The 21,905-nt window shown below is 70.4% G+C and carries 19 protein-coding genes; 14 read left to right on the top strand and 5 right to left on the bottom strand.

Features of this window, described 5'->3' with window-relative positions; genetic code table 11:
• The first annotated feature begins 34 nt into the window (after nucleotides 1–34).
• Complete coding sequence (locus tag ACFU7D_RS11840; RefSeq protein WP_378867236.1) at nucleotides 35–493, top strand: hypothetical protein; 459 nt, start codon at nucleotides 35–37, stop codon at nucleotides 491–493.
• Between the two features lie 36 nt (nucleotides 494–529).
• Here ACFU7D_RS11840 and ACFU7D_RS11835 read toward each other — a convergent pair whose 3' ends face one another.
• Complete coding sequence (locus ACFU7D_RS11835) at nucleotides 530–1,543, bottom strand: helix-turn-helix domain-containing protein (RefSeq protein ID WP_378867234.1); 1,014 nt, start codon at nucleotides 1,541–1,543, stop codon at nucleotides 530–532.
• A 14-nt stretch (nucleotides 1,544–1,557) separates the two neighbouring features.
• On the bottom strand, nucleotides 1,558–2,550 hold the full coding sequence (locus tag ACFU7D_RS11830) for an alpha/beta hydrolase (protein WP_378867232.1): 993 nt from the start codon (nucleotides 2,548–2,550) through the stop codon (nucleotides 1,558–1,560).
• A 173-nt stretch (nucleotides 2,551–2,723) separates the two neighbouring features.
• On the opposite strand from ACFU7D_RS11830, the gene hrpA reads away from it, so the two are divergent.
• The 4 genes from hrpA to ACFU7D_RS11810 all read left to right on the top strand — a co-directional run bounded on the left by hrpA (nucleotide 2,724) and on the right by ACFU7D_RS11810 (nucleotide 9,396).
• Entirely contained in the window at nucleotides 2,724–6,617 is a 3,894-nt protein-coding gene (gene hrpA, locus ACFU7D_RS11825) for an ATP-dependent RNA helicase HrpA (RefSeq protein ID WP_378867230.1), read from the top strand.
• Between the two features lie 111 nt (nucleotides 6,618–6,728).
• A complete protein-coding gene (locus ACFU7D_RS11820; RefSeq protein WP_378726329.1) occupies nucleotides 6,729–7,325 on the top strand; it encodes a hypothetical protein in 597 nt (198 codons plus the stop codon).
• Nucleotides 7,326–7,512: 187 nt separating this feature from the next.
• Entirely contained in the window at nucleotides 7,513–7,914 is a 402-nt protein-coding gene (locus tag ACFU7D_RS11815) for a type II toxin-antitoxin system PemK/MazF family toxin (protein ID WP_378726331.1), read from the top strand.
• A 117-nt stretch (nucleotides 7,915–8,031) separates the two neighbouring features.
• A complete protein-coding gene (locus tag ACFU7D_RS11810; protein WP_378867228.1) occupies nucleotides 8,032–9,396 on the top strand; it encodes an ABC transporter substrate-binding protein in 1,365 nt (454 codons plus the stop codon).
• Nucleotides 9,397–9,713: 317 nt separating this feature from the next.
• Here ACFU7D_RS11810 and ACFU7D_RS11805 read toward each other — a convergent pair whose 3' ends face one another.
• Both ACFU7D_RS11805 and ACFU7D_RS11800 read right to left on the bottom strand, forming a co-directional pair.
• Complete coding sequence (locus tag ACFU7D_RS11805) at nucleotides 9,714–10,982, bottom strand: HRDC domain-containing protein (RefSeq protein ID WP_378867226.1); 1,269 nt, start codon at nucleotides 10,980–10,982, stop codon at nucleotides 9,714–9,716.
• Nucleotides 10,979–11,617, bottom strand: a complete 639-nt coding sequence (locus ACFU7D_RS11800) for a DUF3000 domain-containing protein (protein WP_378726337.1) — start codon at nucleotides 11,615–11,617, stop codon at nucleotides 10,979–10,981. Before ACFU7D_RS11800 ends, ACFU7D_RS11805 begins: the two co-directional genes overlap by 4 nt.
• A 70-nt stretch (nucleotides 11,618–11,687) precedes the next feature.
• Between ACFU7D_RS11800 and hemE the strand changes: the two genes are divergently transcribed.
• A complete protein-coding gene (hemE, locus tag ACFU7D_RS11795; protein ID WP_378726339.1) occupies nucleotides 11,688–12,737 on the top strand; it encodes a uroporphyrinogen decarboxylase in 1,050 nt (349 codons plus the stop codon).
• Here hemE and ACFU7D_RS11790 read toward each other — a convergent pair.
• Nucleotides 12,716–13,630 (bottom strand): LysR family transcriptional regulator, encoded by a 915-nt coding sequence (locus ACFU7D_RS11790; protein ID WP_378867224.1) that lies wholly within the window; start codon nucleotides 13,628–13,630, stop codon nucleotides 12,716–12,718. The genes hemE and ACFU7D_RS11790 overlap by 22 nt on opposite strands.
• Before the next feature lie 159 nt (nucleotides 13,631–13,789).
• Here ACFU7D_RS11790 and ACFU7D_RS11785 point away from each other — a divergent pair, with 159 nt between their 5' ends.
• From ACFU7D_RS11785 to ACFU7D_RS11750, 8 genes are all read left to right on the top strand, one after another.
• Nucleotides 13,790–15,031, top strand: a complete 1,242-nt coding sequence (locus ACFU7D_RS11785; protein WP_378867222.1) for an acyl-CoA dehydrogenase family protein — start codon at nucleotides 13,790–13,792, stop codon at nucleotides 15,029–15,031.
• A gap of 162 nt (nucleotides 15,032–15,193) precedes the next feature.
• Entirely contained in the window at nucleotides 15,194–16,300 is a 1,107-nt protein-coding gene (sfnG, locus tag ACFU7D_RS11780) for a dimethylsulfone monooxygenase SfnG (protein WP_378867220.1), read from the top strand.
• A complete protein-coding gene (locus tag ACFU7D_RS11775) occupies nucleotides 16,297–17,505 on the top strand; it encodes an SfnB family sulfur acquisition oxidoreductase (RefSeq protein ID WP_378726347.1) in 1,209 nt (402 codons plus the stop codon). Before sfnG ends, ACFU7D_RS11775 begins: the two co-directional genes overlap by 4 nt.
• Nucleotides 17,506–17,545: 40 nt before the next feature.
• On the top strand, nucleotides 17,546–18,691 hold the full coding sequence (locus tag ACFU7D_RS11770) for an LLM class flavin-dependent oxidoreductase (protein ID WP_378867219.1): 1,146 nt from the start codon (nucleotides 17,546–17,548) through the stop codon (nucleotides 18,689–18,691).
• Nucleotides 18,688–19,554, top strand: a complete 867-nt coding sequence (locus ACFU7D_RS11765) for an ABC transporter permease (protein ID WP_378867217.1) — start codon at nucleotides 18,688–18,690, stop codon at nucleotides 19,552–19,554. The genes ACFU7D_RS11770 and ACFU7D_RS11765 overlap by 4 nt, the downstream gene beginning before the upstream one ends.
• Complete coding sequence (locus ACFU7D_RS11760; RefSeq protein ID WP_378867215.1) at nucleotides 19,551–20,255, top strand: ABC transporter ATP-binding protein; 705 nt, start codon at nucleotides 19,551–19,553, stop codon at nucleotides 20,253–20,255. The genes ACFU7D_RS11765 and ACFU7D_RS11760 overlap by 4 nt, the downstream gene beginning before the upstream one ends.
• A 31-nt stretch (nucleotides 20,256–20,286) precedes the next feature.
• Nucleotides 20,287–21,267, top strand: coding sequence for an ABC transporter substrate-binding protein (locus ACFU7D_RS11755; RefSeq protein WP_378726355.1), 981 nt, complete (start codon nucleotides 20,287–20,289; stop codon nucleotides 21,265–21,267).
• A 26-nt stretch (nucleotides 21,268–21,293) separates the two neighbouring features.
• Entirely contained in the window at nucleotides 21,294–21,797 is a 504-nt protein-coding gene (locus tag ACFU7D_RS11750; protein ID WP_378726357.1) for a flavin reductase family protein, read from the top strand.
• Nucleotides 21,798–21,905 lie beyond the last annotated feature (108 nt).

Genomic DNA, 21,905 nt, shown 5'->3' with positions numbered 1-21,905 from the left:
ATTCCTCCACATGTTCATCCTGAAAGGACAAGTCATGATCAAGCGCATCATCGCCGCGGCAGCACTCACACTGGCGGCTACCAGCATCACCTCCGGAGCGATCGCGGCTGAGGGAGGCTCGGACGCGAAGGCCGGCGGCGCGACCGAGCGGGTCAGCGCAGCCGCTGTGTCGCCGACGGTCTCGCCCGCGGCCGAGAAGACGTTCCACCAGTACGGCGGGCTCCAGAACTACAACTGCCCGGCCGACCGCCTGTGCGTCGACGTGTGGGACCCGACGCAGGGCATCTACAAGGTGTTCCAGTTCTACAGGTGCCAGACGCACTCGCTCCGCGGCTTCTACTCGACCTGGAACCCGGAGATCGAGAACGACCAGACCAGCGGCACGGTCACCTACTTCGAGCGCAGCCCGGGGGACCGGTACAAGAGCTCGACCGCCAAGCACGCCGAGCGGGCCATCGACTGGGACCCGATCAACTACATCGACGTCTGCTGACCCGACACGGCCGGACGGCGAAACGGATGGGCGACCTCAACTTCGAGGTCGCCCATCCTGCGCGATCCGCCACAGCAGCACCGCGACGGCGGCGCGCTGCCGTCCCCGCCCTTTGACGGGCGAGTAGCCGAGCTGGGCGGTGAGCCAGGACAGCCGCTCCTGCAGGGTCGAGTGGTGCACGTGGAGCATCGCCGCCGACTGCCGCAGGCTCGGCTGGTCGAGCACCGCGTGGAGGGTGTCCACGACCCACGGATGGCCGGCGAGCAGCTCCTCCAGACGGCGTACGTCACCCACCGCCGCCGCCTCGTCGGCGCTGATCCGCTCGGCGATGACGGCAAGTGCCCCGAGGTCGTCGTAGCCGACCACCGCGGGCGCGAGACCGCCGACGTCGGCGGCCAGCCGGAGGGCCGTGGTCGCCTGCTCCAGCGCAGTCGGCAGCCGGAGCGGGTCGGGGGCGAGGGCGGTGCCTGCGCGGATGCCGTCCGGGAGGGTGGGAGTGCCGGGGAGCAGCGCGAGGACCAGGTCGCCGACGGTGCTGATCAGCGTCGCCCGCAGGTTCGCCGAGGTGCTCAGGACGAGGGTGACGGGCCCGGTCAGGCCGAGCCGGGCGACCGCGTCACGCCTGTCCGCGTCGGTCGCATCGGGGTCGCACGCGATCCGGACCAGCCCGCTGGTCGAGGGGGCGGACGAGCCGGTGCTGAGTGCCTGCAGGGCGCGGGCGGCCCGCTCGAGGATGAGCGCGTCGAGCGGGCCCTGGTCCCCGGGACGCTCCAGCCAGAGCCAGGAACCGGGCTGGCCCGGGACGGGCTCGTGGCGCCACTCGCCCGCGTCCTTGCCGGTCAGGGTCCGGCCGTCGGGGGTGAACCGCTTGGCCACGGCCCTCGCGGCGTCGTGGAGGCCGGCGGTGGAACCGGCGAGGGCTGCGGCGGCGCGTACGACCGCGGCGGTCGAGGCCCGCTCGTCCACGAGGCGGTCGAAGTGGTCGATGACGCGCAGCGCACTGGCCGTGTCGTCATCGACCACCTCGAGCTTGCCGATCAGATCTCGCACCAGAACCTCCCGGGCTACTCGAGCGCCCTGCGTACGAACTCGTCGCGGGCCGCGATCGAGGCGCGCGAGACGGCGGCGTGGCCGGCCATCATGTCGAACCCGTGGAAGCCGCCGCCCCACATGTGGAGATCGACGCTGACGCCGGCTTCGGAGAGCCGCCGCGCGTAGGTCAGCGTCTCGTCGCGGAACGTCTCCGCCGAGCCGGTGTCGATGTAGGTGCGGGGGAGACCGGTGAGGTCCTCGGCGCGTGCGGGAGCGGCGTACGGGGAGACGTCGGGGCCGCCGCGACGATCGCCGAGCAGCGCGGTCCAGCCGAAGAGGTTGGCACCGCGGTCCCACACGCCCTCGTCGTCGAGCATGCGGCTGCTGTGGGTCTCGAAGCGGTCGTCGAGCATCGGGCAGATGAGGATCTGGTGGGTCAGCTTCGGGAAGGCGCGGTCGCGGGCGAGCAGGGCGGTGCCGGCCGCCAGACCACCACCCGCGCTGGCGCCCGCGATCAGGATCCGCTCGGGGTCGATGCCGAGGTCGGCCGCGTTCTTGGCGGTCCAGACCAGACCGGCGTAGCAGTCCTCCACGGGTGCGGGGTCGGGATGCTCGGGGGCGAGTCGGTATTCCACCGAGACGACCACGGCGTTGCCGTCGGCGACCTGCGGGAGGAAGGGCTCCACGCCGAGGCGGCGGTTGCCGATGATCATGCCGCCGCCGTGGGTGTGGTAGACCGCCGGTCGCGGCGGACCCTCGACGGCGGGGCTCAGGATCAGCAGGGTGATGTCGGGTGCGCCCTCGGGGCCAGGAACCTGACGTTCCTCGACCCGGACCGCGCCGCCGACGGTCAGGTCCGTCGGCTCCATGCCCGGGAAGCCCTCGTCGCTCTGCTGCCGCATCAGCGTCAGGTTCCCCTCGGTGAAGGCCGGGAGGTGCTGGCGGACCATCTCGAGCACCGGGGTCAGCTCGGCGTCGAACGGCGGTCGGGTGGGGGTGTCGGGGAAGATCTGGTCGCTGGTCATCGGGGTCACTCCTTCGTGAGCTGGGGGTTGACCCAGCCTCCCCTGGTGCCGGTGGCCACGGTACCCGGCCTGTGGCGGGAATCACATCGGCACCTCCCGCCATCCGGCGGGCCGGGCGGTGCCGGAAACCGATGTGCGGTCGAGGGGTACGCCGGGGGAGAATAGGTGACCTCATGTCCTCCGACCAGCCTGCCGCCGTCTCCGTGGCGATCACCTATCCCGCCGAGCTTCCGGTCACCCAGCGCCGCGAGGACATCGCGGCGGCCATCCGTGACCACCAGGTCGTGATCGTCGCCGGTGAGACCGGGTCGGGGAAGACGACCCAGCTGCCCAAGATCTGCCTGGAGCTCGGGCGCGGCTCTGCCGGGCTGATCGGCCACACCCAGCCCCGCCGGATCGCGGCGCGGTCGGTGGCGGAGCGGATCGCCTCCGAGCTCGGCACCGAGCTGGGCGACCTGGTCGGCTACCAGGTGCGGTTCATGGACAAGTCGTCCAAGGCGTCGCGGATCAAGCTGATGACCGACGGCATCCTGCTCGCCGAGCTGCAGCGCGACCGCGACCTGCGGAAGTACGACACGATCATCATCGACGAGGCCCACGAGCGGTCGCTGAACATCGACTTCCTGCTGGGCTACCTGCGCCGGCTGCTGCCGCGACGCCCGGACCTGAAGCTGATCATCACCTCGGCGACGATCGACCCGGAGCGGTTCGCGGCCCACTTCTCGGATGTGCGCACGGGGGAACCCGCGCCGATCATCGAGGTCTCCGGTCGCACCTACCCGGTCGAGGTCCGCTACCGGCCGCTGATGGAGCTCTCCGAGGAGAGTGGGCCCGAAAAAGATGGAGAGGGCGAGGTCGTCGTCCGCGACCAGACCGAGGCCATCGTCGACGCGGTCAAGGAGCTCTCGGCCGAGGGGCCGGGCGACGTCCTCGTCTTCCTGCCGGGTGAGCGAGAGATCCGCGACGCCGCCGATGCCCTGGGCGATGCGCTGGGGCTGAACCGGGGGCGGTCCGGGACGGGGCTCGTGGAGATCGTTCCCCTCTTCTCCCGGCTCTCCGCCGCCGACCAGCACCGCGTGTTCTCGCCCCACACCGGCCGCCGGATCGTTCTCGCGACCAACGTCGCCGAGACCTCGCTGACGGTCCCCGGGATCAAGTACGTCGTCGACACCGGTGTCGCGCGCATCTCCCGCTACTCCGCCCGCACCAAGGTGCAGCGGCTGCCCATCGAGCCGATCTCGCAGGCTTCGGCCAACCAGCGGTCGGGACGTACGGGGCGAGTCCAGGCGGGCATCGCGATCCGGCTCTACTCCGAGGAGGACTTCGAGGGACGGCCGGAGTTCACCGACCCCGAGATCCTGCGTACGAACCTGGCTTCGGTCATTCTCCAGATGGCGTCGTTGGGGCTGGGGGATATCGCCCGCTTCCCGTTCGTGGAGGCGCCGGACCGGCGCAACATCACCGCCGGCGTACAGCTTCTCGAGGAGCTCGGCGCGATGCGGGCGCAGCGGCTGACCAAGCTGGGCCGGCGGCTGGCCCGGCTGCCGATCGACCCGCGGCTGGCGCGGATGGTGCTCGAGGCCGAGCGGCTCGGGTGCGTACGCGACGTCATCGTCGTCGCCGCCGCGCTCTCGCTCCAGGATCCGCGCGAGCGGCCGGGGCAGGACCACCCCAAGGAGCAGGCACAGGCCGACCAGCTGCACGCCCGGTTCAAGGACGAGACCTCCGACTTCCTCACCTGGCTCAACCTGTGGCGCTATCTGAAGCAGCAGCAGCACGAGCTCTCCTCCAGCGCGTTCCGGAGGCTGTGCAAGCGGGAGTTCCTGCACTACGTACGCGTCCGGGAGTGGCAGGACCTGGAGTCGCAGCTGCGTCAGGTGTGCCGGGAGATGAAGATCGACCTCGGCAAGGGACACCGCGACGTCGGTCACGACGAGGGGGAAACCGCACCGAAATCAGAGGGAGCCGCGTACGACGCCGACGGCATCCACCAGGCGTTGCTCTCCGGGCTGCTCTCGCACATCGGGGCGCTGGAGGAGCGGGACAAGAAGGCCGACGCAGCCGCCGGAAGGGACCGGCGGCGGCCAGGCCCGCGGGAGTACGAGGGCGCTCGCGGGGCGAAGTTCGCGATCTTCCCTGGCTCGGTGCTGCACCGGAAGAACCCGCAGTTCGTGATGTCCGCGGAGCTCGTCGAGACCTCCCGGCTCTGGGCCCGGCAGAACGCCTCGATCAAGCCCGAGTGGGCCGAGAGCCTTGGTCGTGACCTGGTCAAACGCACCTACTCCGAGCCGCACTGGTCCCAGAAGCGCGCCTCGGTGATGGCGCGGGAGAAGGTGACGCTCTACGGCGTGCCGCTGGTCGCCGATCGTCCCGTCGCCTTCGGCAAGATCGATCCCGAGCTCTCCCGCGAGCTCTTCATCCGCCATGCGCTGGTCTACGGGGAGTGGCGTACGAATCACCGCTTCCTCCGCGACAACGCGAAGCTCGTCGAGGAGGCCGAGGAGCTCGAGCACCGCGCCCGGCGCCGCGACATCGTGGTCGACGAGCACGCGCTCTTCGACTTCTACGACCGCCGGCTGCCGGCCTCCATCGTCTCCGGCGCCCACTTCGACCAGTGGTGGAAGCAGGCCCGGCGGGAGACACCGGACCTGCTCACCTTCGAGCTGTCGATGCTCACCAACGATGCCGCCGGCGAGGTGACCGAGAGCGACTTCCCCGCCTCCTGGGACGCAGGCCCCCTGACCTTCGACCTGAGCTACCACTTCGAGCCGGGCGCGACCGATGACGGGCTGACGATCGACGTACCCGTCGCCACCCTCAACCGCGTCGGCGCCGACGACTTCTCCTGGCTGGTGCCGGGGCTGCGCGAGGAGCTGGTGACCGCGCTGATCCGGTCGCTTCCCAAGCCGCTGCGGGTCAGCTTCGTGCCGGCGCCCGACAAGGCGCGCGCGTTCCTGAAGGAGACGCCGCCGGGGGAGGAGCCGCTGCTGATCGCCCTGGAGCGCTGGGCGCGCTCGACCGCGGGCGTGCACATCCCCCGCGAGGCCTGGGACTGGGCCAAGGTGCCCGAGCATCTGCGCCCGACCTACCGGGTCGTCGGCGAGGACGGTCGCGAGACGGCCCGCGGCAAGGACCTGGACGCGCTCAAGGCCCCGCTGGAGGGCGAGTTCGAGGCCGCGATCGCCGAGGTCGCCGCCTCGGCCGGCCACACCCGCACCGGCGAGACCTCCTGGGTCTTCGGGTCGATCGAGGCCACGGTGACGGAGAAGCGCGCGGGGCACGAGGTCACCGTCTTCCCGTGCCTCTCCGACGAGGGCGCGACGGTCGGTCTCGTCGTCGCCGGGTCTGCCGAGGAGGCCGAGGCACGCCATCGTCTCGGCGTCGTCCGGCTGGTGCTCCTGGCGCTGCCCGACGTCGGTAAGCAGGTCGTCGACGGGCTCTCCACGATGGAGAAGCTCGCGCTGGCCGGGTCGCCCTACCCCAGCGCCGCCGAGCTCGTCGAGGACTGCCGCGCCGCCGTCGTCCGCCAGCTGGTCGATGCCCGCCCGCTGCCGCGGACCGAGGATGCGTACGCCGCTGTGCTGGCCGCCGCCGGCACGCCGGCCGACCTGGTCGCGGCCGTCCGGGCGGTCCTGGCCGACATGATGCGGGCGCTCGAGGCCTATCGCGAGACCGACAAGGCGCTCTCCGGGCGGGCCGACATGTTCCAGCTCCCCGCGTTGACCGACATGAAGGACCAGCTCGCCCGGCTGGTGCACCGTGGGTTCGTCGCGGAGGCGGGCACCCAGCAGATCCGGCGGTATCCGACCTATCTGAAGGCCATCGTCGAACGCCGCCGCAAGCTCGACGCCGACCTGCGTGCCGACCGGACCACCCACGACCGCATCGCCTCGCTCCAGGACGCCTACCTGCACCAGGTCGAGGCCCTGGCCGAGGGCCGGCCGCCCGGGCCGCGGCTGCGGCAGGTGCGGTGGATGCTCGAGGAATACCGGGTCCAGCTCTGGGCCCAGCATCTCGGCACCGCCGAGAAGGTCTCCGACGCTCGGATCCGCAAGCTGCTCGGGTAGCGCGTGCGGCGTGTAACACGTCGTTCGTAGGACTGTCCGGTCGTTCCGATAGGGCGAGTAGTCCTACGAACGACGTGTTACATGCGTGCAGCGGCCGCTACGCTCGATCCGATGTCCAGAGAGTTTCATTCGCCGATGCGTCCCGGGGACGGCTTCTTCGACTCCCTCCTCGGGGGCGACGACCCTGCCCTGGTGCAGGAGGCGGCCGACGCGGCGGCGACGGCGCTCGTCCGTGGGGCGCGGGACAGCGACGACCCCGCGGTCGCCGAGCGAATCCTCCATCTGGCCGAGTCGGAGGGCATCGAGACGATCGCGGAGGTCTGGTCGAACTCGCCGGCGGAGTCGCTGGCCGGCTGCCTGTGGCGGCTCTTCCTGCTCCGCAGCTGGGTCTACGCCGACCCGGTCGGTGCTGCGCGCGAGTTCGACGCCGGCCGGGCGAAGGCCCAGGTCGCGCAGGTCGTGGCCGGTGTCGCGGAGCCTCCGGGGCCGGAGGAACTCAAGGCGATGGTCGACGAGGTGCTGCGCGGCATCGCCGGCAGCGACTTCGCCGTGGTGCTTCTCCGCGCTGCCGCCTTCGCCCGGGTCATCGCCGCCGGGCGGGCCGCGCTGGACCCGGATGCGGCCGCCAAGGACGTACGCAACATGCTGCAGCTCTCCGAACAGCTCGAGGCCGCGGGACATGCCGAGCTGGAGCAGCGGCTGACCTGAGGTCGCCCCGCCGGTGCGGTAGCCTCCTGCTCGCTTTGATGTGGCCGAGGTTGGCCGCACCGTTACACTGGTGCCCGAACACGTCGGGCTGCGGCAGCCCCGGGTCCCAACTTCAGCCGCTTCGAGCGGCCTTGCGCCGTGAGGCGCTCCCGGTCCGGCGTGTTCTTTACTTTTCTCTGGAGCTGAGATGACTGACCAGCAGCGCGCGAGCGCCATCTCCTACGACCCCGAGATCGGCGACGGCAACGCCGATCCGGGTGAGGTCGTCTGGGGGTGGGTGCCCTACGAGGACGACGAGACCCAGGGCAAGGACCGACCGGTTCTCGTGATCGGTCAGAAGGCCGGCGTGCTCCTCTGCCTGATGCTGACCAGCAAGGACCACGATCGTGACGAGGCCCAAGAGGCCCGCTACGGTCGTCACTGGATGGATGTCGGCACCGGCGGTTGGGACCGCCAGGGCCGGCCCTCGGAGGTTCGTCTGGATCGGTTGATCCGGATGGACCCCGCCGACGTACGCCGTGAGGGCGATGCGCTGGCCAAGGAGATCTTCGATGATGTGATCAAGGCCGCACGCGATCACCTCGCCTGAGGCGGTTCTGGAGCGTCCTTCTCAGGAAGTGTCCAGGTACGTATCGTAAAGTGAATCGCTGGTAAACCGGGTCTGTGGTTCCATCACAGACCCGGTCCTGGTGTTGAGATGGAGGAAATGGTGCGGCGCACGCGGCTGGCAACGGCGCTTCTGGTGGCGGTTCTCTCGGTGTCCCTCGCCGCCTGCGGCGGTGAGCCGGCCTCGAAGCCCTCGCCGAGCGCCGCGACGAAGGCGCCGACCAAGGTGAAGCTCGTCTTCGGGGTCTCTGGCCACAAGACGCTGGTCGACACCTACAAGCAGCTGGCCGCCGAATACACCCAAGAGGTCCCGAACGTCACCGTCGAGGTGAAGTCCTGGCCGACCGCCGACCAGCTCACCGCGGCGGTCAGCAGCGGCGAGAAGGTCGACGTGGTGCTCACCCCGCGCGCCGACGTCGCCATGTTCGCCGAGGACAAGCGGATCCAGCCCGTCGACACCCTGCTCGAGGCCCGCAACGTCGACTTCGGTGACAAGTACTCCCGCGAGGCGATGGAGGACTTCTCCGTCGAACGCCGCCTCGAGTGCATGCCCTACTCGGTCTCACCGCAGGTCGTCTACGTCAACACCGGACTGATCGACTTCGACGCCATGAAGGAGGAGGGCCTCCCGACCCCCAGCGTCCGGGCCGACGGCTCCCTGCGCGGCTGGACCCTCGAGCAGTTCAGCTCGGCGATGACCTACGCCACCGAGCACCACAAGGGTGTCCGGGGCACCTACGTGGAGCAGAACCTCTCCGCGCTGATGCCCTGGCTCGCCGGTGCCGGCGCGACCCTCTTCGACGACCCGCTGGTTCCGACGTCCACCGCGCTGGAGGACTCGGCCGGGGCGTACGAGGACCTGGTCGAGGCATTGACCCAGCCCAACGTGCTGGCCACCGCGAAGGAGCTCAACGGGCGCACCCCGTTCCAGGCCTTCAAGCAGGGTCGCCTGGTGGCGCTGGTCGGTGACCGTTCGCTGGTCTCGGACCTTCGGGCGACCGACGCGACGGAGTGGGACGTGATGCCGATGCCGGGTGGTAACGGCACCACCGGCGACTACGCCGGGCTGTGCATGGGCTCGGAGACCGCCGACCCCGACGCCACCGCCGACTTCCTCACCTACCTCATCTCGACCGAGTCGGTCGTGAAGATGGTCCGCACCGGTCACTTCGTGCCGGTCAACTCCGAGGTCGGCTACGCCCCGGTCTTCACCCAGCCCGAGCGCAACCCCAAGAACGCCCGGATCTTCACCGACACCGTGCGCGACATGCAGGTCCTCCCCGAGGCCACCCAGCTCGCCCAGCTCCAGAAGGTCGCCGCCGTCGCCGTCCGAGGCTCGTTCGCGGTCGCCGAGCCCGACCAGGTGGAGGGCTACGCGGTCCAGATCGACGAGCTCTCCAAGACCGTCTTCCCCCAGCCCACGCCGCCGGCCTCCCCGTCCCCCTCCATCTCACCCAGCTCCTAGCTGCCGAGGCGTCACGTACGTCGGTCGAGAGGTCGGTCAGGCCGGCCGAGGCGTCGCGTACGTCGGTCGAGAGGTCGGCTAGGTCGGCCGAGGCGTCGCGTACGTCGGTCGAGAGGTCGGTCAGGTCGGCCGAGGCGTCACGTACGTCGGTCGAGAAGTCGGTCAGGCCGGCCGAGGCGTCACATCGATGCCAAGTCGGCCGACGTACGTGACGCTTCGGCCGTCGCGCCTGACGCTTCGGCCGACATACGTGACGCTTCGGCCGACGTACGCGACGCTTCGGCCGACGCGCCTGACCTCTCGCCCAGGACCGGGCGTCAGGGCTCGATGTCGGCGTGGAGGACGGCGTCGGTGAGGAGCGGGGCGGTGAGGGCGATCTGCCAGCCGCGGGCGCCGAAGCCGGAGAGGATCTCGATGATGCCGTCGAGCAGGGCGCCGGGGTCGCGGGTCTTCGGGGGTGTCCACATGGCGCGGCGCAGGAAGTCGGGAGTGAGCAGGTTCTCGGCGGGGAGGTTGCGGGCCTCGGCGAGCGCGTTGACGGACTCACGCGCCAGCGTGAGGCGACGGGCGGCTGTGGGGTCCTTGTCGGCCCACGCACGCGGCGGGGGAGGCCCGTCGGAGCGCGGCGACCGCACCGGGAGCTCGTCCTCCTCCATCGTGACCGCGTGGTTGAGCGCCTTCACCCAGGAGGTCGCGTAGCGCTCGGCGCCACGGCCGTGGAAGCCCTTCAGTCCGAGCAGCGCGGCCTTGTCCTGCGGGAGGTCCTGCGCGGCGGCGACGATCGCGGCGTCGGGAATGATCCGGCTCGGGGTGACGTCGCGCTGCTGCGCGATCCGGTCGCGCTCGGTCCACAGCTCACGCACCGCGGCCAGGCCGCGGCGGCCGCGGACGCGATGCATGCCGGAGGTGCGGCGCCAGGCATCGGTACGCACCGGCGCCTCGAACCCGCGCAACCAGTCGAACTCCTGCCGTGCCCACGCGTCCTTCCCGACAGCGACGAGCTCGTCAGCCAGCGCGTCGCGCAGCTCGACGAGCACCTCGACGTCGAGCGCGGCGTACTCCAGCCAGGCGTCCGGCAGCGGCCGGGTCGACCAGTCGGCCGCGGAGTGTTCCTTCAGCATGGTGAAGCCCAGCACCGTCTCGACCAGGGTGCCGAGCCCGACGCGTGGATAGCCCAGCAGCCGACCGGCGAGCTCGGTGTCGAACAGGACGGAGGGGTGTAGGCCGAGGTCGCTGAGACAGGGGAGGTCCTGGGTGGCGGCGTGCAGGATCCACTCGGTGCCCTCGAGCGCGTCGACCAGCGGCTGCATCGTGGTCAGCTCGATCGGGTCGATCAGCCAGATCCCGGAGCCTTCGCGGCGCAGCTGGATCAGGTAGGCGCGGTTGGAGTAGCGGTAGCCCGAGGCGCGCTCGGCATCGATCCCGACCGGCCCGGTCCCGGCGGCGATGGCCGCAGCGGCCTTGACCAGGCCCTCGTCGGTGTCGGTGACCGGAGGCAGCCCGTCGCGCAGGGTCAGCAGCGGCGCCGGAGCAGCATCTTCTGGTGTGTCCGGCCCCGTCTCGGCCTCGGTCCTGTCTTCGATCACGCGCCTCGCTGCCCTCGCCGGCTCGGCATGACGGTGACGCCCTCCGGCACCGGAGGAAGTCCCGCAGCCGTGCAGAGCAGCTCGCCCCACGCCTCGGTGTGTGGTCGGAGATCCAGATCGCCCGAGGCCGTCCCGACCGGCGTCCAGGAGGCGCGGATCTCGATCTGGGCGGTGCCGTCCTCGTCGGCCATCCCGCCGTAGGACTCGGTGGCCACGCGGGTCACGGTGCCGGCCGCGGCGACGTGCTCGGCGCCGTGGCCGGACAGCGCGTCGAGGAGCCAGGACCAGCCGACCTCGCCCAGCAGCGGGTCGCTGATGTGCTCGACGTCGATATCGGCCCGCGTGTAGGCCACCAGGCGGAACGTGCCGGGCAGTCCGTGCACCGTGCCCCAGGCGTCGTTGCCGTCGGGGTCGTGCAGCAGGATCAGCCGTCCGGTCGCCACGTCGACGTCGCCGACGGTCACATCTGCCGACAGCGCCGCGGCGTGCGGAGCGATCCGCTGCGGCGCCGGCATCTCCTCTGCCAGCACCTCGGGCCGGAAGGTCGCGGCGCGCATTCCTTCCGCGGCGGACCGGAACACGGCAGGACCGGTCTCCGGTCCCGCGGCGGGACGCGACTCTCCACGGACGACCATGTGAACAGGGTATGTCTTCTGCGCGATTCGCGATGTGCGTACACGCCGCACCGGATGGGACCATTGCCAGGTGGCCCTCGCATCCTCCCCGTTCCTGCAGGCACTCGCCGGAGAAAAGCCGAGCCGTACGCCGGTGTGGTTCATGCGCCAGGCCGGCCGCTCGCTGCCCGAATACCTGAAGGTCCGCGAGGGCATTGGCATGCTCGAGTCCTGCCAGAATGCCGAGCTGATCACCGAGATCACCCTCCAGCCCGTACGCCGCTACGGAGTCGACGCGGCCATCTTCTTCTCCGACATCGTGCTGCCCCTGAAGGCGGTCGGGGTCGACCTCGACATCAAGCCCGGTGTCGGCCCGGTGATCGCGAACCCGGTCCGCACCCTGGCCGACGTGGAGGCGATCCCGGACCTGACCCCGGAGCACGTCCCCTACATCACCGAGGCCGTCCAGAACCTGGTCGGCGAGCTCGCCGGCGTCAACGGCGGCACCCCGCTGATCGGATTCGCCGGCGCCCCGTTCACCGTGGCCTCGTACCTGGTCGAGGGCGGCCCCTCGAAGGAGTACGCCAAGACCAAGGCGCTCATGTTCGGTGCCCCCGACGTGTGGGACGCCCTGATGCGCAAGATCGCCGGGATCTCCGGCGCGTTCCTGGAGGTCCAGGTCCGCGCGGGCGCCTCCGCGGTGCAGCTCTTCGACTCCTGGGCCGGCGCGTGCACGCCCGCCGACTACGAGCGCCACGTGCTGCCCTACTCCACCCAGGTGATGACCCGGATCGGCGAGCTCGGTGTCCCGCGGATCCACTTCGGCGTCAACTCCGCCATGCTCCTTCCGCTGATGGGCAGCGCCGGTGCCGAGATCGTCGGTGTCGACTGGCGCACCCCGCTGGACTGGGCGATCACCCAGCTCGGGGACGAGTTCGGAGTCCAGGGCAACCTCGACCCCGCCCTCGTCTTCGCACCCACCGAGGTGATGCTCGAGCAGGCCGGGAAGATCCTCGAGACCGGTCGGCGCGCCACGAGCCACATCTTCAACCTCGGCCACGGCGTCATCCCGAGCACCGACCCCGACCAGCTCGCCCGGCTCACCGAGTTCGTGCAGAGCTACGAGCCGGCCGAGGGCTGAGAGCGGGCAGCCGTCTCGGCGAGCAGGTCGAGGAGGCTGCGAGCTCCCGAGGTCGTACGCGCGTTGTGCCGTCGCACCGCGGCCATCGTCACCCGGGAGCGGTCACCGGCGAGGGGACGTACGGTGATGTGCCCGCCGGTCTCGCGTGGGTCGCCGACGACGCTGTAGTCGGGCAGCAGGGTCAGTCCGAGGCCCTCGCCGACCATCATCTTGCCCATCTCGGCGCCGTCGGTGGCGTGCCAGTGGTGGGGGAGGTCGCGACCGAAGACGCGGTGGGCGAAGCGATACATCAGGTAGCCCGAGCGCATGCCGACGAACGGCTCCTCGCGGAGCTCCTCGACGGTGACCTCGTCACGAGACGCGAGCGGGTGGTCCGCGGGCAGCACCACGATCGGCCGTCCGTGGAGAAGTACGGTGCCTTCGACCGTCGGCGGCAGGTCGTCGCCGTCGAGCAGGTTGACCAGGCCGATGTCGATCGTGCCCTCGACCAGGGCGAGGTAGATGTCCTCCTGGACCATGGTGCGGACCTCGACGCTCGTGCGCGGATGCTCGTCGGCGAACCTCCGCAACGTCGGTAGCAGCACCGTCGAGGTGCCGGCGTGGACGGTGCCGACCCGCACCGAGCTGACCCCGGCGTGCTGGTCGCCGGCGGCCAGGCGGAGGCGGTCGACGGCCTCCAAGACGTCCGACATGGAGTGCAGCAGCTCCTGGCCCTCGCGGCTGATCCGGGCGCCGGCGCGGCGCCGGTCGAGCAGGGTCACGCCGAGCTCGCGCTCGAGCTTGGTGATCGCCTCGCTCAGGGCGGGCTGGGAGATGTGGAGCTGCTCGCTCGCGCGACGCAGCGAGCCGTACTGGGTCACGGCCGCGATGTACTCCAGCTGCTCGATCCTCACGCTGTCCTCTCGTCGGTCGGTGATAGGTGGTCGGTGATCGGTCATCCCGAGCGGGTGATCGGTGATCGCTGGCGTACAGCCTGCCTCACGCGTTCCATTCTCAAGTAATTTGGTCGATTAAGGACAGAAACATCCACGACGCAAGACTGAGAGGGCGCGATGACAACCGAAGCTGTACGCAACGCCGCGGAGTTCGGCGCGGCACCCACGACCCCGGAGGGCTGGGTGGACCGTGCCCGCGAGGTGGCCACCAGGCTCTCCGTGGACGCGGTCGCCCGCGACCGGGCCAACCAGGTCCCGACGTACGAGGTGAACCTGCTCAAGGAGAGTGGCCTGGTCACCCTGCTCGGCCCCGCCGAGCACGGCGGCGCCGGCCAGGACTGGACGACCGCGCTGCGCGTGATCCGCGCGGTGGCTGCCGGCGACGGCTCGATCGGGCAGCTGCTCGGCTACCACTACCTGTGGGCGTGGGCGGCGCGGCTGGTCGGCACCCCGGAGCAGATCGCGGCCGTCGAGCAGCTCTACACCGAGAACAAATTCTTCTTCGGTGGCGCGGTCAACCCGCGCGACGACGACCTGGTGATCAGGGTCGAGGGCGACGAGCTCGTCTTCACCGGTCGCAAGTCGTTCTCGACCGGCGGAAGGATCTCCGACCTGACGGTGCTCGAGGGCGTCATCGAGGGCACGGAGCAGCATGTCTTCGCGATCGTCCCGACCCAGCAGGAGGCCATCGTCTTCGCCGGCGACTGGGACAACCTCGGCCAGCGGCTCACCGAGTCCGGCGCCGTCGAGATCAACGGCGTGCGGGTCCCCTGGGAGTCGGCGGCCGGCTACGTGAAGCAGGACGACGGGACGTACGAGTTCGTCCCGAGGGTCTACAACACGCTCAACGTGCCGATCATCCAGCTCGTCTTCACCAGCTTCTACCTCGGGATCGCAGAGGGCGCGCTGGCGACCGCCGCGACCTACACCCGCGACACGACCCGCGCCTGGCCCTACGCCGGTGACGTCAAGGAGACGGGGAGCGAGGAGTTCTACATCCAGGAGACGTACGGCGACCTGACCGCGAGGCTGTGGGCGGCACAGGCGCTGGCCGAGCGGGCGGCTGGCCTGATCGAGGCGATCAACGGCCATGCCGACGAGGTCACCGAGCAGGAGCGCGGCGAGGCGGCGGTGGTGATCGCCGCGGCGAAGCAGGTCGCGATCGACGTCGGTCTCGAGATCGGCACCAAGGTCTACGACCTCACCGGCGCCCGGGCGACGTCGAACAAGGTCGGCCTGGACATCTTCTGGCGCAACATCCGCACCCACTCGCTCCACGACCCGGTCGCGCACAAGCGGGCCGAGGTGGGGCGCTATGCGCTGCTCGGGGAGATCCCCGCGCCCACCTGGTACACGTGAGCCGCCCTTCGGTGATCAGTAGAGCCTCTCGCTCTGGTGTCGCCTGATAGGCGGCACCTATCACGGGATCGGGTCTTCCGGTGGTCCACATCGGGAGATCCGGTCCCGTCGTGTGTTTAATCAGATAAGTTTAGTAGACATTCGCGATCCAAGGAGACCAGCATGACTTCACCGGCAACCGAGCCCCTGAAGTTCGCCTACTGGGTGCCCAACGTCAGCGGCGGCCTGGTGGTGAGCAAGATCGAGCAGCGCACCGACTGGAGCTACGACTACAACAAGAAGCTCGCACAGCTGGCCGAGAACAACGGCTTCGAGTACGCCCTGTCCCAGGTGCGCTACATGGCCTCCTACGGCGCGGCCTACCAGCACGAGTCCACCTCGTTCTCGCTCGCGCTGCTGCTGGCCACCGAGCGGCTGAAGGTGATCGCCGCCGTCCACCCGGGGCTGTGGCAGCCCGGCGTACTGGCCAAGTTCCTGGCGACCGCCGACCACATCTCCGGCGGACGCGCGGCCGTCAACGTCGTCTCCGGCTGGTTCAAGAACGAGTTCACCCAGCTCGGGGAGCCCTGGCTCGAGCACGGCGAGCGCTACCGCCGCTCGGAGGAGTTCATCCGCTACCTGCGCGAGATCTGGACGAGCGACGCGGCTGAGCTCAACGGCGACTTCTACCGGCTGCACGACTTCGACCTGAAGCCGAAGCCGCTGGCCAGCGAGGGCCGCCCGCACCCGGAGATCTTCCAGGGCGGCAACTCCTCCGACGCCAAGGCGATGGCCGGCCGCGTCTCGGACTGGTACTTCGCCAACGGCAACACCCCCGAGGGCCTCGCCGCGCAGATCGCCGATGTCAACGCGGTCGCCGAGCCGCTCGGGCGTCGGGTCAGGTTCGGGATCAACGGCTTCATCGTCGCCCGCGACACCGAGAAGGAGGCGCGCGACACCCTCAGGGAGATCATCGACAAGGCCGACCGTGAGGCCGTCGAGGGCTTCGGCTCCGCGGTCAAGCAGGCCGGGCAGTCCACGGGCGACAAGACCGGGATGTGGCAGGACTCCAGCTTCGAGGACCTGGTGCAGTACAACGACGGCTTCCGGACCGGGCTGATCGGCACGCCTGAGCAGGTCGCGCACCGGATCGTGGAGCTCAAGAGGGCCGGCGCCGACCTGATCCTGGGTGGCTTCCTGCACTACCTCGAGGACATCGAGTACTTCGGACAGAAGGTTCTCCCCATCGTGCGCGAGCTCGAGGCCCAGCAGCTGGAGCCCGTGGCTTGAGTACGACGGAGATCGCCCGACTCGATGCCGAGACCGCGCCGCTGGTGGCGCGGCGGCTGGCCGAAGAGCTCGCGCTCGGCGACGGCGGACGCGACCGGGTGAGGGCCCTGCCCTACGACCAGGTCAAGGCGTACGCCGCCGCCGGGCTCGGTGCGCTCACCGTCCCGCTCGAGTTCGGCGGTCCGGCGCTCCCGGCCACGGCCGTGGCGGAGGTGTTTCGGCTGGTCTCGTGGGGTGATCCCAACGTCGGCCAGGTCCCGCACAGCCACTTCGTCTTCCTCAACCAGCTCCGGTTGAACGGCACCCGCGAGCAGCAGCAGCGGATCTACAGCGAGGTGCGGGCCGGGGCCCTGGTCGCCAACGCGCAGTCGGAGTTCGGGACCAAGCACGTGCGGGACATCCGCACGACCCTCACCCCTGCCCGGGAGGAGGGGGAGTGGCTGCTGAACGGCGAGAAGTTCTACTGCACCGGCTCCCTCTTCGCCGACTACCTCGCTGTGCTCGCGCGGCGTGACGTCGACGGGCCGCTGCAGGTGGCGTGGGTCCGCACGGAGACTCCCGGCGTCGAGATCATCGACGACTGGGACGCCGTCGGGCAGCGTACGACTGGTTCTGGAACAGTTCGCTTCACAAACGTTCCGGTAGCGGACGATTGGGTGACGCCGTTCGCGGTCACCTTCGAGGTGCCGACGACCTACGGCGCCTTCGCCCAGCTGCTGCACGCGGCCATCGACGCAGGGATCGCCCGGCGTGCCCTGGACGAGGCCTCCGAGTTCGTCCGCACGAAGTCCCGCCCCTACGCAGACGCCGTCGCGTTCGCGGGGGTCGAGACGGCCGCGCAGGACCCGTTGGTCGTCCACGCCTTCGGCGAGATGGAGCTGGCCGTTCGCAGCGCCGAGGCGCTCCTCGCCGAGGCGGGTCGCCGCGTCGACGAGGCCGACGCGGACCTCACCGCCGAGTCGGCCGCGGAGGCGAGCCTGGCGGTGGCGGCCGCCCGCGCGTCGACCGCGAAGGTGTCGGTCGACGTCACCAGCCGGCTGCTCGAGGTCTCTGGCGCCCGGGCGGCTCTGACGTCCACCAACCTCGACCGCCACTGGCGCAACGCACGCACCCACACCCTCCACGACCCGGCGGCTTGGAAGGTCCAGCACCTCGGGCGCTGGGCAGTCGACCGGACCCCGCCGCCTCGGCACGGGCAGATCTGACATCCCCACATCCCCCACACATCCCACCTGAAAGGCAGCGATGAGCACTCTGAAGTTCCACTGGTTCCTCCCGACCAACGGCGGCGACGGCCGTCACGTGATCGGCGGCGGTCACGGCGTCAGTGCGCTGGCGGCGGGCCGTCCGGCGACGGTGCCCTATCTCGGCCAGATCGCACGCAGCGCCGAGCAGCTCGGGTTCGAGGCGGCGCTGACGCCGACCGGCGCGTGGTGCGAGGACGCCTGGGTGACGACCGCGATGCTCAGCTCCCTCTCGGAGCGGCTGAAGTTCCTGGTCGCCTTCCGGCCCGACTCGGTCTCGCCCTACCTCGCCGCACAGATGGCCGGCACCTTCCAGAACCTGTCCGGGCAGCGGCTGCTCCTCAACGTCGTCACCGGCGGTGAGGACCACGAGCAGCGGATGTACGGCGACTTCCTGGCCAAGGACGAGCGGTACGAGCGGTGCGGGGAGTTCCTGCACATCGTCCGCCGGCTCTGGGCGGGGGAGACGGTGACCTTCTCCGGGAAGCATCTCTCGGTCGAGAACGCGCGCCTGGAGCAGCGGCCCACGCCGGTCCCGGACGTCTACTTCGGCGGCTCCTCACCTGCCGCGCTGGAGGTCGCCGCCGAGCATGCCGACGTCTACCTGACCTGGGGTGAGCCGCCGGCCGCGGTGGCGGAGAAGATCGCACGCGTGAAGAAGCTGGCCGCCGACCGCGGGCGCGAGCTCCGCTTCGGGATCCGCCTGCACTCGATCGCCCGCGAGACGTCGTCGGCAGCATGGGCCGAGGCGGACCGGCTGCTGGAGAACATCTCCGACGAGGACATCACGCGTGTCCAGGCAGGGCTCGCCCGCAGCGTCTCGGAGGGCCAGCGGCGGATGCTGGAGCTCAACCAGGGCTCGCGCGACGGGCTCGAGATCCATCCCAACCTGTGGGCGGGGGTCGGGCTGGTCCGCGGTGGTGCCGGGACGGCACTGGTCGGCTCCTACACCGAGATCGCGGACCTGGTCGAGGCCTATCACGCGGTGGGGATCACCGAGTTCGTGCTCTCGGGCTACCCGCACCTGGAGGAGTCCTACTGGTTCGGCGAGGGGGTCCTGCCCGAGCTCGCCCGCCGGGGTCTGTGGTCCCACCCGGCCCCGGTCGCCGGCCGCGGGGCCGCGGTCCCGTTCGGGGCTCCTCGATGAGCCAGGTGGCCGGTCTTGCTGCGGCCGATCCGGTCGCCGAGGAGGTCGCCGGAGCGGCACCCGCCGGGCGGAAGGTCTCGGCACGCCGGAGCGTGCTCGCGCCGCGTACGCTCAAGGTCCTGCGTTCGCTCAGCCCGGTGTTCGTGCTGGCGGTATGGCAGCTGCTCTCCTCGCTCGGGGTCCTCGACGAACGCACCCTGGCTTCGCCGGTGCAGCTGGCCGGCACCGCCTGGGAGCTGATCGGCAGCGGGCAGCTGCAGGAGGCGATCGCCGTCTCCGCGCGCCGCGCCGCTCTCGGCTTCGTGCTCGGGGCGCTGATCGCGTTCGTGCTCGGTGGGATCGTCGGCCTGAGCGCTCTGGGTGATGCCCTGGTCGACCCGTTGGTCCAGATGCTGCGGACACTGCCGCTGTTCGGACTGGTGCCGCTGTTCATCATCTGGTTCGGGATCAAGGAGGAGCCCAAGATCTACCTGGTCGCGCTCTTCGTGATCGTGCCGCTCTACCTCAACCTGGTCGCGGCGCTGCGCGGGGTCGACCCGGACCTCGCCGAGGTGGCCGGCGCGCTGCGGCTCACCTGGTCCGAGCGCCTGCGCCACCTGTACCTGCCGGCGGTCACGCCCGGCCTGCTGGTCGGGCTGCGTCAGGCACTCGGCATGGCCTGGATCGCGTTGATCGTGGCCGAGCAGGTCAATGCCGGCGCCGGTCTCGGCTTCCTGATCAACAACGCGCGCGACTTCTTGCAGACCGACGTGATCGTGGTCGGCCTGCTCTGCTACGCCGTGCTCGGTCTGCTCACCGACTGGGCCGTACGACTGCTCGAGCGCCGCGCGCTGCGCTGGCGTGACGAAGGGAGAGGCGCATGAGCGCCGTCGCCTCGCTGGCGGGAGTTCACCGTGCCTTCGGCGAGCACGAGGTGCTCGCCGGGATCGATCTGGAGATCCGCTCCGGGGAGTTCGTGGCCCTGCTGGGCCGCTCCGGCAGCGGCAAGTCCACCCTGCTGCGCATCGTCGGCGGCCTCGACACCGGCGCCACCGGGACGGTGGTCACCGGCACCGCCCCGGCGGTCGTCTTCCAGGACCCACGGCTGTTCCCGTGGCGTACGGTCCTCGACAATGTCTCGCTGGGTCTGCGGGGCCCCGGCGCCGTCGCCCACGCCCGGCAGATGCTCGTGGAGGTCGGCCTGGACGGGCGCGAGAAGGCCTGGCCGCGCCAGCTCTCCGGCGGCCAGCGCCAACGGGTGGCTCTGGCCCGCGCGCTCGTGCGTGAGCCGGATCTGCTCCTCCTCGACGAGCCGTTCAGTGCCCTGGACGCGCTCACTCGGATCGCCGCCCAGGATCTCGTACGCCGCCTGGTCGACGTCCATCGCCCGGCCGTCCTCATGGTCACCCATGACGTCGAGGAGGCCCTCCTGCTCGCCGACCGGGTGATCCTCATCGACGAGGGCGCCATCGTCCACGACGAGCAGATCACGTTGCCGCACCCGCGTCGACGCGACCACCCCGAGATCGTCGAGCGCCGAGCGGCGCTGCTGGCGCTCCTGGGCGTCGTCGACCAGGCCGCATGACCCCCACCGACAGACAGAAGGCATCCCAACCATGTCCCCACACAGCATCCTGACGCGACTTCTCGTGGCCCCGGCCGCGCTCGTCCTTCTCGGCGGTGCACTCGCCGCCTGTGGCTCGTCCGGCTCGGCCGACGAGGGCAAGCCCGTTCTTCGGGTCGGCGTCCAGAAGGACGGCATCCGCTCCGTGCTGACCCAGGCCGGTCTGCTGGAGGACCTGCCCTACGAGATCGAGTGGTCGGAGTTCACCGCCGGGCCGCCGATCATCGAAGCGGCTGCCGCCGACCAGATCGACGTGGCCTGGGTCGGCTCGGCGCCGCCGATCTTCGGAGCCGCGGCCGGCGCAGCCTTCAAGGTCATCGCCACCGTCGAGGAGCAGGACGAGAAGACCGACTCGATCCTGGTCCCGAAGGGGTCCGACATCAGGTCCTCCGCCGATCTGAAGGGCAAGAAGATCGCCGTCGGCAAGGGCACCTCCGCCCATGGCCACCTGCTGCTGGCGCTGGAGTCGGTCGGTCTGACCCTCGACGACGTCGATCCGCAGTACCTCCAGCCCGCCGAGGGGCTGGCGGCGTTCCAGGCCGGCGAGGTCGATGCCTGGTCGATCTGGGACCCGTTCGTCACCCAGGCAGTCAACGAGGACGGTGCCGTCGACATCACGGCCGACGAGGGCGGCACCACCGACCCGTACCTCGCCTTCGAGATCGCCTCGGCGGCCTCGCTGGAGGAGACCGACACCCGTGAGTCGATCGAGCACTTCGTCGGCCTGGTCAGGGACGGTTTCGAATGGGCACAGGAGAACCCCGACAAGTGGGGCGAGGGCTGGGCCTCCGAGTCGGGCCTCCCGGTCTCGACGACCAGCGAAGTGGCGGCGAAGAAGGCCTCCGTGGTCGGCCCGGTGACCGAGGAGCACATCGCCTCCGAGCAGCAGCTGGCCGATGCCTTCTTCGAGGCAGGCGAGATCCCCGAGAAGGTCGACTTCAGCACGGTCGTCGAACCCGGGCTCATCGAGTAGATGACATCACGACGAGAGGACCAGAGATGACGAACGTACCTCCCCTGACGACCAACCAGGATCTCGATCCCCAAGCCTTGAGGAAGGCGTTCGGGGTCTTTCCCACCGGTGTGGTCGCGGTCGCCGCCCTGATCGACGGCAAGCCGATCGGGCTGGCGGCCTCCTCGTTCACTTCGGTGTCCCTGGACCCGCCCCTGGTCTCCTTCTCGGTGGCCCGGACCTCGAAGACCTGGCCCGACCTGCGCCGATCGGCTCACCTGGGGGTCACCGTGCTCGCCGAGCATCACGGCGAGGTCTGCCGGCGGCTCGCTGGGCCGGTCGACTCCCGCTTCGACGGCCTCGTGGTCAGCTCGTCCCGTGACGGCGCCCTCACCCTCGACGAGGGCCTGGCACGCTTCGACTGCACCGTCTATCGCGAGGTCGAGGCCGGCGACCACATCGTCGTACTTCTCCAGCTCCACGCCGCCGACCACGGCGCCGGCCAGCCCCTGGTCTTCCACCGCTCCAACTTCGGAAAGCTGGCCAGCTGACAAGACCCTGCCGAGACGTCAGGCAGGTCGGCCGAGGCGTCACGTACGTCGGCCCCGGTGGGCATACCGTGCCCCCACCGCCGCCCGGGGGGGAGCCGCCGCCAAAGC

The organism is Nocardioides sp. NPDC057577 (genome assembly GCF_042801335.1).
Lineage (GTDB): Bacteria > Actinomycetota > Actinomycetes > Propionibacteriales > Nocardioidaceae > Nocardioides.
Note: the sequence above shows the minus strand (reverse complement) of the source record. Positions and strands in the feature narration are given on the sequence as shown.

Bases quoted from the DNA above. Each gene is read 5' to 3' on its own strand.
- ACFU7D_RS11810 (WP_378867228.1), top strand. From the start codon at position 8,032: ATGGTGCGGCGCACGCGGCTGGCAACGGCGCTTCTGGTGGCGGTTCTC.
- ACFU7D_RS11800 (WP_378726337.1), bottom strand. From the start codon at position 11,617: ATGGTCGTCCGTGGAGAGTCGCGTCCCGCCGCGGGACCGGAGACCGGT.
- ACFU7D_RS11765 (WP_378867217.1), top strand. From the start codon at position 18,688: ATGAGCCAGGTGGCCGGTCTTGCTGCGGCCGATCCGGTCGCCGAGGAG.
- sfnG (WP_378867220.1), top strand. From the start codon at position 15,194: ATGACTTCACCGGCAACCGAGCCCCTGAAGTTCGCCTACTGGGTGCCC.
- ACFU7D_RS11830 (WP_378867232.1), bottom strand. From the start codon at position 2,550: ATGACCAGCGACCAGATCTTCCCCGACACCCCCACCCGACCGCCGTTC.
- hrpA (WP_378867230.1), top strand. From the start codon at position 2,724: ATGTCCTCCGACCAGCCTGCCGCCGTCTCCGTGGCGATCACCTATCCC.
- ACFU7D_RS11785 (WP_378867222.1), top strand. From the start codon at position 13,790: ATGACAACCGAAGCTGTACGCAACGCCGCGGAGTTCGGCGCGGCACCC.
- ACFU7D_RS11770 (WP_378867219.1), top strand. From the start codon at position 17,546: ATGAGCACTCTGAAGTTCCACTGGTTCCTCCCGACCAACGGCGGCGAC.
- ACFU7D_RS11755 (WP_378726355.1), top strand. From the start codon at position 20,287: ATGTCCCCACACAGCATCCTGACGCGACTTCTCGTGGCCCCGGCCGCG.
- ACFU7D_RS11815 (WP_378726331.1), top strand. From the start codon at position 7,513: ATGACTGACCAGCAGCGCGCGAGCGCCATCTCCTACGACCCCGAGATC.
- ACFU7D_RS11760 (WP_378867215.1), top strand. From the start codon at position 19,551: ATGAGCGCCGTCGCCTCGCTGGCGGGAGTTCACCGTGCCTTCGGCGAG.
- ACFU7D_RS11840 (WP_378867236.1), top strand. From the start codon at position 35: ATGATCAAGCGCATCATCGCCGCGGCAGCACTCACACTGGCGGCTACC.
- ACFU7D_RS11750 (WP_378726357.1), top strand. From the start codon at position 21,294: ATGACGAACGTACCTCCCCTGACGACCAACCAGGATCTCGATCCCCAA.
- ACFU7D_RS11820 (WP_378726329.1), top strand. From the start codon at position 6,729: ATGTCCAGAGAGTTTCATTCGCCGATGCGTCCCGGGGACGGCTTCTTC.